This is a genomic window from Burkholderia lata, assembly GCF_902499335.1.
GTDB lineage: Bacteria > Pseudomonadota > Gammaproteobacteria > Burkholderiales > Burkholderiaceae > Burkholderia > Burkholderia lata_B.
Map to the genome: position 1 here is coordinate 168,645 of NZ_CABVQK010000014.1, position 14,385 is coordinate 183,029.

Genomic DNA, 14,385 nt, shown 5'->3' on the forward strand with positions numbered 1-14,385 from the left:
GACGGCTCCGCATAGGCGTCGTATGACGCACCCCGCATCTTAGCCGTTGCACACCCGGTGCGGCAGCACGCGCACGCTCCGTGTGACGGGTTGCGCGGCCCCCTAAGCGGCCCGCACGTCGCCCGCGCGCGGCGCCTGCGCGATCAACTCGGCCCACAGCGCATCGCCGCGCCAGGCCGGGCGCGCCGTCGCGCGCTCCGCGTCATGCACGAGCGCGCAGAGTCGAGCATTGACGGGCGCCTGCGCGCCAAAGCGCGCGGCCAGCCGCACGACCTCGCCGTTGATCCACTCGACTTCCGTCGCCCGCCCCGCCGCGAGATCGTCGGACATCGACGAACGCGCGAGCGGGTCGATCGCAAGCATCCGGCCGCCGAGCACGCGGAACGCGGCATCGGGCAAGTCGAGCACGGCCGGGATCCACGCGGCCGGCAACGGTGTCAGCCGCGCGGGCCGGATCGCGGCCCGCGTCAGCCAGTGCAGCGCTTCGCGCTGCGCAAGCGCGACGCAGCGCCGGTACGCACGTTGCGCGAGTTCGTCGCGCAGCGGCAGGTTCGCGAGCGCATTGACCGCGTTGTTCAGGTTGAGCAGCAGCTTGGCCCACTGCACGGCCCGCATGTCGCGATGCAGCGCAAGCGGCAGCCCGGCGCGCGCGAATGCACCGGTGAACGGCTGCAGCGCGGCAGATGCGTCGGCCGCCAGCGCACCGGCCGAGCCCTGGTGAAACACACCGGGCTCGCGCTCGATCACGTTGAACGGCACCATGCCGGCCAGCACGGTGGCTTGCGGCAGCGCTTCGCGCAGCACGTCGTCGTTGTGCAGGCCGTTCTGGAAGCTGATCACGACCGTGCCGGGCCGCAGCACGCCGGCAAGCTGCGCCGCGGCCTCACGCGTCGCGGCCGATTTCACCGCGACGAGCACGAGCCGTGCGGCTGCCGCAGCCGCCGGATCGGTCGCGAACACGACATCGGCCGGGGCAAGCGCCGCACGATAGCCGCGCTGGTCGGTCAGCGTCAGCCCGTGCCGATGAATTGCGTCGCCGATCCGCGCTCGGCCGACGAGCGTCACATTCGCGCCGGCCACCGCGAGCCGTCCGCCGAGATAGCAGCCGACGGCGCCCGCGCCGAACACGCAGACCGGTGCGTCAGACATGCGAATGCGCGCCGCCGTGCACGGGACCGGCCCGCCGCTCGACTTCGCGGCGCACGTCGCCGCGCAGCCCCGCGAAGAATGCGACTTCGGCGACGACGAACAGCGGACCGACCATCAAGCCGACCAGATCATCGACGAATGCGGGCTTGCGCCCTTCGAACCAGTGCCCGACGAACTGCACGATCCAGCCGACGACGAACGCGCCGATGCCGATCGCGAGCCATTGCGCGGTCGGCAGCAACGCAAGCGCCTGCGCGGCCCACAGGCCGAGCGCGAACAGTGCGGTCATCACGATCCCGAACCGCAGGTCGAGACGCAGGTAGAACACCGCGAACGCGACGGCGAGCAGCAGCGCCGGCGACAGCGCGACGCCGGCCAGCATCCCGAGCGCCGGCCGCGACAGCAGCACCTCGGCCGCGAATACGATCATCGGGATCCCGACCAGGTGCGTCGCGATGTTGCGCGCGTCGCGATGGTAGGCCGCATACTGGGAAAGATGGTCTTCGAGCGTCTTCATCGCGTCTCCTGGTCGGTCGTTGAGCGCTATGATGCGCGTCACGCCCAAGAACCTCTGTCAGCTACCCGACATCGCGTGCCCATGCCCTCTTCGCTCGCCCCGTACCTGCCGCAGATCGAAGCGAACCCGTGGTTCGCCACGCTGCCGCCCGCGTTGCGCGCGGACCTGCTCGCCCGCGCGGCGCTGCGCCGGCTGCCGGCCGGCCACGCGCTGTTCCGGCGCGGCGACCCGCCGTGCGGGCTGTACGCCGTACTGGCCGGTTCACTCACGATAGGTGCGGTCGACCCGCAGGGCAAGGAAGCGCTGCTGACGGTGGCCGAGCCCGTCACCTGGTTCGGCGAAATCGCGCTGTTTGACAGCCAGCCGCGCACGCACGACGCAATCGCACTCGACGACGCGCTGCTGCTGCACGTCCCGCAGGCCGCGTTGCTCGCGATCCTCGACGCGACGCCGCAATACTGGCGGCAATTCGCGCTGCTGATGGCGCAGAAGCTGCGCCTGAGCTTCCTGACCGTCGAATCGATGAGCGTGATGCCGGCCGCGCAGCGGCTCGCCGCCCGCCTGCTGATGATCGCCGACGGCTATGGCGGGATCAGTGCCGGCCGCACCCGCATCCGGCTGTCGCAGGAAAAACTCGCGGCGATGCTGTCGCTGACGCGGCAGACCACCAACCAGTTGCTGAAGGCGCTGCAGGCCGACGGCGTCGTGCGGCTGCACGTCGGCGAAATCGAGCTCGTCGACGTGGACGCGCTGAGGCGCACGAGCGGGTTGCCCGACAGCCCGCGCTGAATCCCTGCGCCACCGTTGCGCGGCCTCCCCGCCTTTACCGCGTTGCGCTATCGTGGCGGCTCGTCCGTTCATCCACCCGCGCCGCCTTGAGCACGTCGACCGCCTCCGCTCCCTCCCGCCATCCCTGGCCGGTGTTCGTCGCATTTCTGCGGCTCGGCCTCACATCGTTTGGCGGCCCGGTCGCACATCTTGGCTACTTCCGCACCGAGTTCGTCACGCAGCGCGGCTGGCTCACCGAGCGCACGTACGCGGATCTCGTCGGGCTGTGCCAGTTCTTGCCGGGGCCCGCGAGCAGCCAGGTCGGGATGGCCATCGGCCTCGCGCGCGCCGGCTACGCGGGCATGTTCGCCGCGTGGCTCGGCTTCACGCTGCCGTCGGCGCTGCTGATGATGCTGTTCGCGCTCGGCGTGCATGCAACCGGCGCGCCGATCGAGGCCGGCGCGCTGCACGGGCTGCGCATCGTGTCGGTCGCCGTGATCGCGCAAGCCGTGTGGGGCATGGCGCGTACGCTGTGCCCGGATGCGCGCTGCGTCACGCTGATGGCCGCGGCCGCCTGCGTCGCGCTGCTCGCGCCGGCCGCGTGGACGCAGGTTGCGGTGATTGTCGCGGCCGGGCTGGCCGGCCTCGTGCTGCTGCCGCAACCGGCACGCGGCGCCCACGATCCGTTGCCGCTGCACGTGTCGCCCCGTGCGGGCGTGCTGTGGCTAGCGCTGTTCGCGGCACTGCTCGTCGTGCTGCCGTTCGCAGCCCGCGGGCTGCGCTCCGATGCGCTCGCCGTGGTCGACGCGTTCTTCCGTACAGGTGCGCTCGTGTTCGGCGGCGGGCACGTGGTGCTGCCGCTGCTGCAGGCGGCCGTCGTCGCGCCCGGCTGGGTCGGCGATGCGGCGTTCCTGGCCGGATATGGCGTCGCGCAGGCCGTGCCGGGGCCGCTGTTCACGTTCTCGGCGTTCCTCGGCGCGTCGCTGCGCAACGCGCCGAACGGCTGGCTCGGCGGCACGATCGCGCTGGTGTCGATTTTCGCGCCGTCGTTCCTGCTGGTGGCCGGCACCGCGCCGTTCTGGGAACGGCTGCGCCGCAGCACGCGGATGCAGGCCGCGCTCGCGGGCGTGAACGCGGCCGTCGTCGGCCTGCTGCTCGCCGCGCTCTATCACCCCGTCTGGACCGACACGATCGTGGCGCCGCGCGATCTGGCCGCCGCGCTCGTCGCATTCGTCGCGCTGGTGTTCTGGCGCGTGCCGCCATGGGCCGTCGTGATCGCGAGCGCGGCGCTCGGCTGGGGGCTCGGCATCCTGGCCTGACCCGGCAAACGCGGCAGGTTCCAACGCGACAGAAAACAAAAAAGCCCTCGAAACGAGGGCTTTTTTTGATGGGTGCCGCGCGCCGTAGCAGCGCGCAGGCGCCGGACTTTACGCGAAGTTCTTTGCTGCGAAGTCCCAGTTCACGATGTTCCAGAACGCTTCGACGAACTTCGGACGTGCGTTGCGGTAGTCGATGTAGTACGCGTGTTCCCACACGTCGATCGTCAGCAGTGCCTTGTCGGCGGTCGTCAGCGGCGTTGCTGCGTTGCTCGTCGACACGATGTCGAGCGAACCGTCAGCCTTCTTCACGAGCCATGCCCAGCCCGAACCGAACGTGCCGACTGCGGCCTTCGTGAACGCTTCCTTGAAGGCGTCGTACGAACCCCACTTCGCGTTGATCGCGTCGCCCAGCGCGCCCGTCGGTGCGCCGCCGCCGTTCGGCGACAGGCTGTTCCAGAAGAACGTGTGGTTCCAGATTTGCGCGGCGTTGTTGAAGATGCCGCCCGATGACTTCTTCACGATCTCTTCCAGCGACAGGTTTTCGAATTCCGTGCCCGGGATCAGATTGTTCAGGTTCGTCACATAAGCCTGATGATGCTTGCCGTAGTGGTACTGGATCGTCTCGAGCGAGATGGTCGGCGCGAGTGCGTCTTCAGCGTACGGGAGCGGCGGGAGCGTATGAGCCATGGCGATTCCTTCGTTGAGTATGTAGGGAGGCTGTGTTGGATGCTGCCGAGCGTCCGATTGTAGGCGAGGACGAATAACCCCGCAAACTCACGGGCCATTTATCCGCGGTATGCGGAAAAGCGATGTTGGCGCATCGTCCGGCGGGACGAGCCGGCGATGCGCAGCATCCGTTCCAGCGCGGTTTACCCGTCGCGCGACCTTCGCTGCGCGCGCACCGGTTACGTCAGATCGTATCGGTCAGCCGCGGCTGCACATCGGCCAGCGACACGTCGGCCGAGCCTTCCGCGAGGTGCACGGTCAGGCGGCGCTGCGGCTTCAGCGCGTTCGGCGTGCGCACCGCGCGGCCCGTCTGTGCATCGATCAGCGCCGCATAGCCGCGCTCGAGCGTGCGCTGCGGGCTCAGCACCTCGAGCCTTGCCGCACAGGCTGACACGCGAGCCGTGTCGCGTTCGTGACGGCGCTGCAAGGCCAGCGCAAGACGCTGCGACAGCCCCGCGAGCACCTGGCGCGCCTGCGACGGATCGGGCCGTGCGCGCTGCCAGCGCAGTTGCGCGAGCGCGAAACGCGCGCGCGCGTCGCGCACCGGCCGCGACGCCGCCGACGCAAGCCGCACCGCGAGCTGCTCGACGTGCGTGCGCTGCCGCTGCAGCCGCTCGGCCGGGCTCACCAGCCGGCGCGCGAGCCAGTCGAGCTGCTGCGCGCGCTGTTCGAGCCGGCGTTCCATGCCGCGCGCGAGCGCTCGCTGGCGCTCGCCGACCTCGCGCAGCAGCAGCGCGCGCTGCGGGCTCGCGAGCTCGGCCGCGCCGGTCGGCGTCGGCGCACGCACGTCGGCCGCGAAGTCCGCGATCGTGAAATCGGTTTCGTGCCCGACGCCGCTGACGACCGGCAGCTCGCTCGCCGCGATCGCGCGCGCCAGCGCCTCGTCGTTGAACGACCACAGATCCTCGATCGAACCGCCGCCGCGACAGACCAGCAGCACGTCGACCTCGCGGCGCGCATTCGCGGCCTCGACGGCCGCGACAAGCTTTTCGGCGGAACCGGCACCCTGCACGGGCGCCGGATAGACGATCACCGGAATGTGCGGCGCGCGGCGGGCGAGCGTGGTCAGCACGTCGCGCAGCGCGGCCGCCTGCAGCGACGTGACGATGCCGATCGCGCGCGGGTGGGCCGGCAGCGGCCGCTTGCGCTCGGGCGCGAACAGTCCCTCGCTCTCGAGCTGCGCCTTCAGCCGCAGGAACGCCTCGTACAGGCGCCCCTGGCCCGTGCGCCGCACGGCCTCGACGTTGAGCTGCACTTCGCCGCGCGGCTCATACATCGTGACGACCGCGCGCACTTCGATCCGGTCGCCTTCGCGCGGCGTGAACTCCGCATATTGCGCGCGGCCGCGGAACATCACGCAGCGCATCTGCGCCTGCTGGTCCTTGATCGAGAAATACCAGTGGCCGCTCGCGGCGCGCGTGAAATTCGACACTTCGCCCGAAATCCACAGCAGCGGAAACGAGCGCTCGAGCATCGTCGAAATCGCGCGATTGAGCGCTGAAACGGGAATCACTTCGTCGCCGCCGCGGGTCGCGCCCGGTGCGGCAAATGGGGTGTCGGAAGGCATGGACGCTCGGATGAATGCTGGCGGCGACACGATAGTCCGACACGCGCGCGACGTCCAGCGGCGGACGCATGCGCGGTGACATTCGGAAGGTGTCCACACTTTGGCAATCATCGGTCTAAAACGCAGGAAAACCGCTGAAAAATACAGACAATTCCCCGTAACACATTGATTTTTATATATTTTTAAACCTTTCTGAATGATTCTCATCCGATTCGAGGCCCACCCGGCGGGCGTTTGACACCATCGAGCGGGGAGTTTTTCACAGAGTTATCCACAAGCCGCCGCGATCCGGCCCCGTAGGCTGCGGCGGCCGGTCGCGCTTGCCGCGCCCGCCTGCGGCGCGCTAGAGTGCCGCCTTCCGCAGACCCCGCGGCATGCGCCGCCCAACGGAGAATCCGCCTTGACGAATCCGTCCCACGCCGCGGCGCACGACCTGCCGCGCCCGGCCCGATGAGCGCGCCCGACGGCCCGCTCGCCCGGCTCGAAGCGCGCCTGACGCGCGAATGGCAGCGCCGCGGCGCGCTCGCGTGGGCGCTCACGCCGTTCGCGTGCGTGTTCGGCCTGTGCGCGGCGCTGCGGCGCACCGCCTACGCACAGGGCTGGAAGAAACCAGTCGACGTCGGCGTGCCCGTCGTCGTGGTCGGCAACGTGACCGTCGGCGGCACCGGCAAGACGCCGACCGTGATCGCCCTCGTCGACGCGCTGCGGGCGGCCGGCTTCACGCCCGGCATCGTGTCGCGCGGCTACGGCGCGAACGTGAAGGCGCCGACCGCCGTCACGGCCGCGTCGCGCGCCAGCGCGGGCGGCGACGAACCGCTCCTGATCGCACGCCGCACCGGCGCGCCCGTCTGGGTCTGTCCCGATCGCGTCGCGGCCGCGCAGGCGCTGCGCGCCGCGCATCCGGACGTCGACGTGATCGTCAGCGACGACGGCCTGCAGCACTACCGCCTCGCGCGCACGGTCGAGCTCGTCGTGTTCGACCACCGGCTCGGCGGCAACGGCTTCCTGCTGCCGGCCGGGCCGTTGCGCGAGCCGCTGTCGCGGCACCGCGACGCCACGCTCGTCAACGATCCGTACAGCGGCGCGCTGCCGCCGTGGCCCGACACCTATTCACTGGCGCTCACGCCGGGCGCCGCGTGGCACCTCGACCAGCCCGGGCTGCGCCGCCCGCTGTCGCAATTCGCGAACGAGCGCGTGCTCGCCGCGGCCGGTATCGGCGCGCCGGAACGCTTCTTCGCGACGCTGCGCGCGGCCGGTCTCGCACCCGCGACGCGCGCGCTGCCCGACCACTACGCGTTCGCCGACAATCCGTTCGTCGACGACGCCGTCGATGCGATCCTGATCACCGAGAAGGATGCAGTAAAATTGGGCGCTTCCTGGCGCGACGCTCGACTGTGGGTTGTCCCCGTCGAAGCCGCGCTCGACCCTCGCCTCATTGCCCTCGTTGTGGAGAAACTCCGTGGACGCTCGCCTGCTTGAAATCCTTGTGTGCCCTATCTGCAAAGGCCCGCTCCACTATGACCGTGCCGCGCAGGAGCTGATCTGCAACGCGGACAAGCTCGCCTACCCGATCCGCGACGGCATCCCCGTGATGCTGGTCGACGAAGCGCGCCAGACCGTCGAAGGCACGCCGGTCGACCCGGCCGGCCGCTAAGCCGCCCGACCCGGCCCGAGCCGCGGCACGTCCGCGGCCAGGCGCCGAACCCCGCCGGGCGACCCGCGCCAGACGCGCCGCCCGCTCCGCTCTTCTCACCGCCCTCCCCGATGACTCACCCGCAACCCTTCATCGCCGTCATTCCCGCCCGGCTCGCGTCGACGCGGCTCCCGAACAAGCCGCTCGCCGATCTCGGCGGCAAGCCGATGGTCGTGCGCGTCGCCGAGCGTGCGCGTGAAGCGGGCGCGCAGCAGGTGCTCGTCGCGTCCGACGCGCAGAGCGTGCTCGATGCGGCGCGCGATCACGGCTTCGAAGCGGTGCTGACGCGCGCCGACCATCCGTCCGGCACCGACCGGCTCGCGGAAGTCGCGGCGACGTTCGGGTGGAGCGACGACACCGTCGTCGTCAACGTGCAGGGCGACGAGCCGCTGATCGACCCCGTGCTGGTGCGCGACGTAGCGTCGCACCTCGCCGCTCATCCGGCCTGCGCGATTGCAACGGCCGCCCACCCGATCCACGACGCGGCCGACGTGTTCAACCCGAACGTCGTGAAGGTCGCGCTCGACGCGCAGAGCGTCGCGCTGTACTTCTCGCGCGCGCCGATTCCGTGGAGCCGGGACGCGTACCAGCCGCACTGGCCCGACGTCGCGGCCATGCCTGCGCCCGCTTTCCCGGTCTACCGGCACATCGGCCTCTATGCGTATCGCGCACGTTTCCTGCGCACGTATCCGACGCTCGCGCAGGCGCCGATCGAGCAGGCCGAGCAGCTCGAACAGCTGCGCGCGCTGTGGCACGGCGAGCGTATCGCAGTGCTGATCACCGAGTCCGCGCCCGAAGCCGGGATCGACACGCCGGCCGATCTCGCACGCGTGCAGGCCCTTTTTCAGCCGGGTTCAAAATAACCCGTGGCATAATCAGGCGATTGTGCGAGCCGTCCGCGACCAGCGCGTCCTCGCTTGACCCCGCCCGCGGCCCTGCCGGCAGCCGCGCGTCGCTCAACCCGACGCGCCGCATCAGACCGGTCCGCCGCGCGCCAGGCAAGCCCCGCGCACGCCGTCGCCGGCGCTTTTTGCGTCTCGCCACACGAATCTACATACTGGAGATATCACCATGCGTTTGATCCTGTTGGGCGCGCCCGGCGCGGGAAAGGGCACCCAGGCAAACTTCATCAAGGAAAAATTCGGCATCCCGCAAATCTCGACGGGCGACATGCTGCGCGCGGCCGTGAAGGCCGGCACGCCGCTCGGCGTCGAGGCAAAGGGCTACATGGACTCCGGCAAGCTGGTGCCGGACGCACTGATCATCGGCCTCGTCAAGGAGCGCCTGAAGGAATCCGACTGCGCGAACGGTTATCTGTTCGACGGTTTCCCGCGCACGATCGCGCAGGCTGACGCAATGAAGGAAGCCGGCGTCGCGATCGACTACGTGCTCGAGATCGATGTTCCGTTCTCGGAAATCATCGAGCGCATGAGCGGGCGCCGCACGCACCCGGCATCGGGCCGCACGTACCACGTCAAGTTCAACCCGCCGAAGGTCGAAGGCCACGACGACGTGACGGGCGAGCCGCTGGTCCAGCGCGACGACGACAAGGAAGAAACCGTCAAGAAGCGTCTCGAAGTGTACGAAGCGCAAACCAAGCCGCTGATCACGTACTACGGCGACTGGGCGCAGCGCGGCGAGGAAAACGGCCTGAAGGCCCCGCAGTATCGGAAGATCTCGGGCCTCGGCAGCGTCGATGAAATCCGCGAGCGCGCGTTTGGCGCACTGAAGTAAGCAGCGCGTCGCGCACCCGCAAGCCGCCCTTTCCGGGCGGCTTTTTTTTGCCCGGGCGGAATTCGCACGACCGTTCCGGTCTCGCCGCCGCGCGAGGACGCCCCGTACAATCGGTCGGGTGCGGGCGCCCCTGTTACCGGGGCGCGGGCATTTCAACCGATCGCCCGGCATCGAACCAGGCGCCGGCACGCCAAGGGCAGTCGACCGCCTTGGCATGGGACCGCCCTAAGCGCTGAAGCGCCAAGGGCAGTCGACCGCCTTGGCATGGGACCGCCCTAAGCGCTGAAGCGCCAAGGGCGGTCGACAAAGGAGACAGTCATGGACATTCGCGGCAACGTGTTTCTGATCACGGGCGGCGCATCGGGCCTCGGCGCCGGCACGGCGCGGATGCTCGCGCAGGCAGGCGGCACCGTCGTGCTCGCCGACCTGAACGACGCGGCGGGCACGGCGCTCGCGACCGAGCTGGGCGGCATCTTCGTGCACTGCGACGTGTCGAGCGAGGCCGACGCGCAGGCAGCCGTCAGCGCGGCGACGCGCGCCGGCACGCTGCGCGGCCTCGTGAACTGCGCGGGCATCGCGCCCGCCGCCAAGACCGTCGGCAAGGACGGCGCGCATCCGCTCGACGTGTTCGCGAAGACGATCAACGTGAACCTCGTCGGCACGTTCAACATGATCCGGCTCGCGGCCGCCGCGATGGCCGCCACCGAGCCGACCGCGGACGGCGAGCGCGGCGTGATCGTCAGCACCGCGTCGGTTGCCGCATTCGACGGACAGATCGGCCAGGCCGCGTACGCGGCGTCGAAAGCCGGCGTCGCGGGCATGACGCTGCCGATCGCACGCGACCTGTCGCGCAACGGCATCCGCGTGATGACGATCGCACCCGGCCTGTTCGAGACGCCGATGCTGCTCGGCATGCCACAGGACGTGCAGGACGCGCTCGGCGCGATGGTGCCGTTCCCGCCGCGGCTCGGCAAACCGGCCGAGTACGCGCTGCTGGTGCGCCAGATCGTCGAGAATCCGATGCTCAACGGCGAGGTGATCCGCCTCGACGGCGCGATCCGGATGCAGCCGAAATAAGCACGAAAAAAACGCCCGCAATGCGGGCGTTTTTTCATTCAGGGTTCCGTCAGCGCGCGGCGGCTCAGTCCTCGCCGTCGCGCTGCATCCGCTGCCGCAATTCGGTCACCTGCGACTCGACGACGGTGGCGTCGTCCGCGTCCGGCCGCTCGCCGAGATACTGCTCGAGATCCTCGAGCGCGGGGCGCAGGTAATCGAGCCGCGCGTACGCGAAACCGCGGTCGCGGACTTCGTCGAGGTGCTCGGGCAGCAGGATCACGAGCCGCTGCTGTACCGCGAGCAGCCGCTGCCAGCGTTCCGTCTGAAGATAGATCGTCTTCAGGTTGCGCAGCATCCGCGCGATGATCTCGCGGCTCGTCGCCGGCTGCAGCAGCGCGCGCAACGCGCTGTCGACCGCGCCGGCCGCACGCGCGACGTACGGCTCGAGCATCTCGACCATCTCGGCTTCGGACAGCGAATGGCCGTTGGCCGGATCGATGATCAGGTCGCCGTCCGGCAGCGTGACGCGCAGCAGGAAATGGCCGGGGAACGACACGCCGCGCGCCGGCACGCCGACCTGCTCGGCGAGTTCCAGGTACAGCACCGACAGCGAGATCGGGATCCCGCGCCGCCGCTTCAGCACGGCGTTCAGGTGGCTGTTATCGGGGTCGTAGTAATCGTTGTGATTGCACGCGAAGCCGAGCTCGCGAAAGAAGAAGTCGTTCAGTGCGGCGACGCGGCCCTTCAGGTCCGCATCGTCCGTGAGCCGCCGGCGCAGCCGCGCGGCCAGCATGTCGAGTTCGGCCAGCGTGCCCTGCAGGTCGAGGTCGGGATACGCGTCCTGCGCCAGCGACAGCGCCGCTTCCGTGACGGGCAGGCTGTCGTCGTCTGCCACGAGCGTGCTGAAGTAGTCGAGGACGCGGGTCATTGCGGTCGTCACTTGGCGCGCCTTCTGAAATAAGCGTATTTGAAGCCCATCACCCACAACATACCGAAATATAGTGCAGCGAACACCACGAGGCACGCAGCCATCAGCGCAATGCGATCGAGCGGCTGCGCACGCATCCCGGTCCAGTCGAAGCTGATCGACAGCCAGTGCATCAGGCCCGCGAGCACGAGCGTCGCGCCGATCAGCTGCACGAAGAAGCGCAGCCAGCCCGGCGACGGCTGGTAGATGCCGCGCTTGCGCAACCCGATGAACAGCAGCAGCGAGTTCAGGCACGCGCCGACGCCGATGCTCAGCGTCAGGCCCGCATGGCCGATCAGCGGCACGAACACGTAGTTCGAGATCTGCGTGACGATCAGCACGCCGATCGCGATCTTCACGGGCGTCTTGATGTCCTGCTTCGCATAGAAGCCCGGCGCGAGAATCTTGATCAGGATGATGCCGACCAGGCCGATCCCGTAGGTCGCGAGCGCGCGCGCGACCATCGTGACGGTATGCGCGTCGAACTTGCCGTAATTGAAGAGAGTCGCGGTGAGCGGCGTCGCGAAGAAGAACAGCGCGAGCGCGCTCGGTGCCGCAAGCAGGAACGTGACGCGCAGCCCCCAGTCGAGCAGCGCCGAATACTCATGTGAATCGGCATCGACGTGCGCCTTCGACAGGCTCGGCAGCAGGATCGTGCCGAGCGCGACGCCGAGCAGCGCCGTCGGAAATTCCATCAGGCGGTCGGCGTAGTTGATCCACGACACGGCACCCTGCCCGAGCCGCGACGCGATGTTGGTGTTGATGATCAGCGACAGTTGCGCGACCGACACCGCGAACGTCGCGGGCACCATCTTCGCGAGCACGCGCTTCACGCCGGGGTGGCGCAGCGCGCGCAGCGGGTTGAGGCCGATCAGCGGCACCATGTCGATCTTCTTCAGGCCCGGCAGCTGCACGAGGAACTGCAGCACGCCGCCGACGATGACCGCCCACGCGAGCGCGAACACCGGCACCTTCAGGTGCGGCGCGACGAACACGGCAGCGGCGATGAACGCGACGTTGAGCAGCACCGGCGCGAACGCGGGCAGCGAGAAGCTCTTGTACGTGTTCAGCACGCCGGACGCGAGCGTCGTCAGCGAGATGAACACGATGTACGGGAACATGATCCGCGTCATCGTGACCGCGAGCGGGAACGCCTGCCCGTCGGTGTGCAGGCCGGACGCGACCGCGAACACGACCCACGACGCGCCGACGATCCCGAAGACCGACAGCACGGCAAGCGCCCACGCGAGCACGGTGGACATCGCGTCGACGAGCGCCTTCGTCGCGTCGTGCCCCTGCTGGTTCTTGAACTCGGCGAGGATCGGCACGAACGCCTGCGAGAACGCGCCTTCGGCAGACAGGCGGCGCAGCAGGTTCGGGATGCGGAAGGCGACGTAGAACGCGTCAGTGTATTGACTGGCGCCGAACGCACGGGCGATCAGCGTCTCGCGGGCCAGTCCGGTCACGCGCGACAGCAGCGTGAAGCCGCTGACCGTCAGCAGGGCTCGGAATAGATTCATGGGGCGCTTATTATACGGACGTTGCGTGGCCGAGCCAGCGGCCAATGCCGAAAAGCGCACACGCCTTCGGCGCCCAGTTCGGCGGATGTCACGTTGAACTTGCCACTCGCTTGATTTTGTTGCTATAATCGCCGGTTTCTGGGCTCGTACATGCACGGCAACTGCCGTTTTCATGTCCCGGCCTCGGTTAAAATCACCGTTTTTTTATGCGCCCCTGGGCAATCGTTCTCAGGGGACGGATCGAAAAGCAGCGCTTGGCCGTCAGGCTCCAAGCTCTGGAAACAGGACAGGATAAGGAACCGTCATGGCTAACTCCGCACAAGCACGCAAGCGCGCCCGCCAGGCCGCGAAGGCAAACTCGCACAACTCGGCGCTGCGCTCGAAATTCCGTACCGCGATCAAGGCTGTTCGCAAGGCTGTCGACGCCGGCGACCAGGCAAAGGCTGCAGAGCTGTTCAAGTCTGCCGTCAAGACGATCGACACGATCGCCGACAAGAAGATCGTTCACAAGAACAAGGCCGCTCGCAGCAAGAGCCGCCTGGCCGCAGCCGTCAAGGGTCTGCAGGCAGCAGCGTAAATCCGGTGCGCCCGCTCGCGCGGGCGTTCCTGTTTCCTGCGATCGCAAAAAAGCCCGCCTAGGCGGGCTTTTTTGTTGCCTGTCGCCGGCGCATCAAGCGGGCCGACGACATTTGCCAGGGCGGGCGCGGTAAGCGCCCTCGCCCGTGCCGGCATCACTTCTTCGCGTCGTAGTCCGGCAGTTCGCACGCCTCGGTGACGACGAGGTTGTTGTCCTTCGCGAAATTCAGCACGAAATCGAACGCCATCGGCTCGACGTCGCGCAGCCGGGAATCGAGGATCACGCATTTCAGGTCGCCGAGCATCGTCGGACGCACGTAGAGCGAATACTGGAGACGCGCGTTCCGCCCGCTCGCCCCCGGCCCGAAGCAGGCCATCACACCGGCCAGACGTTCCGACCAGTCGCTCGGGCGAAACTTTTTCCCGTCTTTCGTGATGCCCTGGATGAAGAATTCGGTCGGAGGGGTTTCAGCCATGTGGTTACCCAAGTGACGGCCCGGCGATGTCCAGGCAACGGCGCCTGGATACGCGAACACAAAGCTGAAACGGACGGCGGCACAAGCATTCCGGTATCCCGAAAACGGGACGTCGACGCGCGCCGCCGGTAGACTGCACCGGATTTGTGCAGCGCACGGCTTGTGTCCGGCAGAGCGCGAGGAGGCTTGCCTGCCGGGCTGGAGAAAACTTTCGAATTATACCGCAGCGCGCCATCGCGCGCCGTCCCGACAGCCCTCCTCCTGCACCGCCTGCCGCATTCGGCGATCGTGCCCCGCTTCTCTCCGCGGCTCGTCAA

The 14,385-nt window shown here is 68.6% G+C and carries 15 protein-coding genes; 8 read left to right on the plus strand and 7 right to left on the minus strand.

The window, feature by feature from the left end:
• Positions 1-102 precede the first annotated feature (102 nt).
• The gene (locus BCO18175_RS30680; RefSeq protein ID WP_174986453.1) at positions 103-1,149 is read right to left on the minus strand and encodes a 2-dehydropantoate 2-reductase; all 1,047 of its coding nucleotides are present in this window, start codon (positions 1,147-1,149) and stop codon (positions 103-105) included.
• A complete protein-coding gene (locus BCO18175_RS30685; protein ID WP_174986455.1) occupies positions 1,142-1,666 on the minus strand; it encodes a DUF962 domain-containing protein in 525 nt (174 codons plus the stop codon). The genes BCO18175_RS30680 and BCO18175_RS30685 overlap by 8 nt, the downstream gene beginning before the upstream one ends.
• 81 nt (positions 1,667-1,747) lie before the next feature.
• Here BCO18175_RS30685 and BCO18175_RS30690 point away from each other — a divergent pair, with 81 nt between their 5' ends.
• On the plus strand, positions 1,748-2,455 hold the full coding sequence (locus BCO18175_RS30690) for a Crp/Fnr family transcriptional regulator (protein ID WP_174986457.1): 708 nt from the start codon (positions 1,748-1,750) through the stop codon (positions 2,453-2,455).
• 86 nt (positions 2,456-2,541) lie between these two features.
• Positions 2,542-3,753 (plus strand): chromate efflux transporter, encoded by a 1,212-nt coding sequence (chrA, locus tag BCO18175_RS30695; protein ID WP_174986459.1) that lies wholly within the window; start codon positions 2,542-2,544, stop codon positions 3,751-3,753.
• A 108-nt stretch (positions 3,754-3,861) separates the two neighbouring features.
• Here the strand turns inward: chrA and sodB are convergent, their stop codons facing one another.
• Both sodB and xseA read right to left on the minus strand, forming a co-directional pair.
• On the minus strand, positions 3,862-4,440 hold the full coding sequence (sodB, locus tag BCO18175_RS30700; RefSeq protein WP_011352986.1) for a superoxide dismutase [Fe]: 579 nt from the start codon (positions 4,438-4,440) through the stop codon (positions 3,862-3,864).
• Between the two features lie 223 nt (positions 4,441-4,663).
• Positions 4,664-6,046, minus strand: a complete 1,383-nt coding sequence (gene xseA, locus BCO18175_RS30705; RefSeq protein WP_174986460.1) for an exodeoxyribonuclease VII large subunit — start codon at positions 6,044-6,046, stop codon at positions 4,664-4,666.
• A gap of 450 nt (positions 6,047-6,496) precedes the next feature.
• On the opposite strand from xseA, the gene lpxK reads away from it, so the two are divergent.
• From lpxK to BCO18175_RS30730, 5 genes are all read left to right on the plus strand, one after another.
• Entirely contained in the window at positions 6,497-7,525 is a 1,029-nt protein-coding gene (lpxK, locus tag BCO18175_RS30710; RefSeq protein WP_174986462.1) for a tetraacyldisaccharide 4'-kinase, read from the plus strand.
• Positions 7,506-7,700 carry a Trm112 family protein gene (locus tag BCO18175_RS30715; protein WP_010090898.1) on the plus strand — a complete coding sequence of 65 codons (195 nt, stop codon included), beginning with the start codon at positions 7,506-7,508 and terminating at the stop codon, positions 7,698-7,700. The genes lpxK and BCO18175_RS30715 overlap by 20 nt, the downstream gene beginning before the upstream one ends.
• 110 nt (positions 7,701-7,810) lie before the next feature.
• The gene (gene kdsB / locus BCO18175_RS30720; protein ID WP_059665170.1) at positions 7,811-8,602 is read left to right on the plus strand and encodes a 3-deoxy-manno-octulosonate cytidylyltransferase; all 792 of its coding nucleotides are present in this window, start codon (positions 7,811-7,813) and stop codon (positions 8,600-8,602) included.
• Positions 8,603-8,810: 208 nt separating this feature from the next.
• Positions 8,811-9,473: an adenylate kinase gene (gene adk / locus BCO18175_RS30725; RefSeq protein ID WP_174917552.1), complete on the plus strand. Its 663-nt coding sequence runs from the start codon at positions 8,811-8,813 to the stop codon at positions 9,471-9,473.
• A 318-nt stretch (positions 9,474-9,791) separates the two neighbouring features.
• Positions 9,792-10,550 carry an SDR family NAD(P)-dependent oxidoreductase gene (locus tag BCO18175_RS30730; RefSeq protein WP_174986464.1) on the plus strand — a complete coding sequence of 253 codons (759 nt, stop codon included), beginning with the start codon at positions 9,792-9,794 and terminating at the stop codon, positions 10,548-10,550.
• Between the two features lie 64 nt (positions 10,551-10,614).
• Here BCO18175_RS30730 and BCO18175_RS30735 read toward each other — a convergent pair whose 3' ends face one another.
• Together BCO18175_RS30735 and murJ are read right to left on the minus strand one after the other, a co-directional pair.
• Positions 10,615-11,457 carry a SirB1 family protein gene (locus tag BCO18175_RS30735; RefSeq protein ID WP_174986466.1) on the minus strand — a complete coding sequence of 281 codons (843 nt, stop codon included), beginning with the start codon at positions 11,455-11,457 and terminating at the stop codon, positions 10,615-10,617.
• An 8-nt stretch (positions 11,458-11,465) separates the two neighbouring features.
• Complete coding sequence (gene murJ / locus BCO18175_RS30740; RefSeq protein ID WP_174917556.1) at positions 11,466-13,016, minus strand: murein biosynthesis integral membrane protein MurJ; 1,551 nt, start codon at positions 13,014-13,016, stop codon at positions 11,466-11,468.
• A gap of 304 nt (positions 13,017-13,320) precedes the next feature.
• Here murJ and rpsT point away from each other — a divergent pair, with 304 nt between their 5' ends.
• Entirely contained in the window at positions 13,321-13,593 is a 273-nt protein-coding gene (rpsT, locus tag BCO18175_RS30745) for a 30S ribosomal protein S20 (protein WP_039368270.1), read from the plus strand.
• A 154-nt stretch (positions 13,594-13,747) separates the two neighbouring features.
• Here the strand turns inward: rpsT and BCO18175_RS30750 are convergent, their stop codons facing one another.
• Entirely contained in the window at positions 13,748-14,068 is a 321-nt protein-coding gene (locus tag BCO18175_RS30750) for a DUF3579 domain-containing protein (RefSeq protein WP_089426173.1), read from the minus strand.
• Positions 14,069-14,385 lie beyond the last annotated feature (317 nt).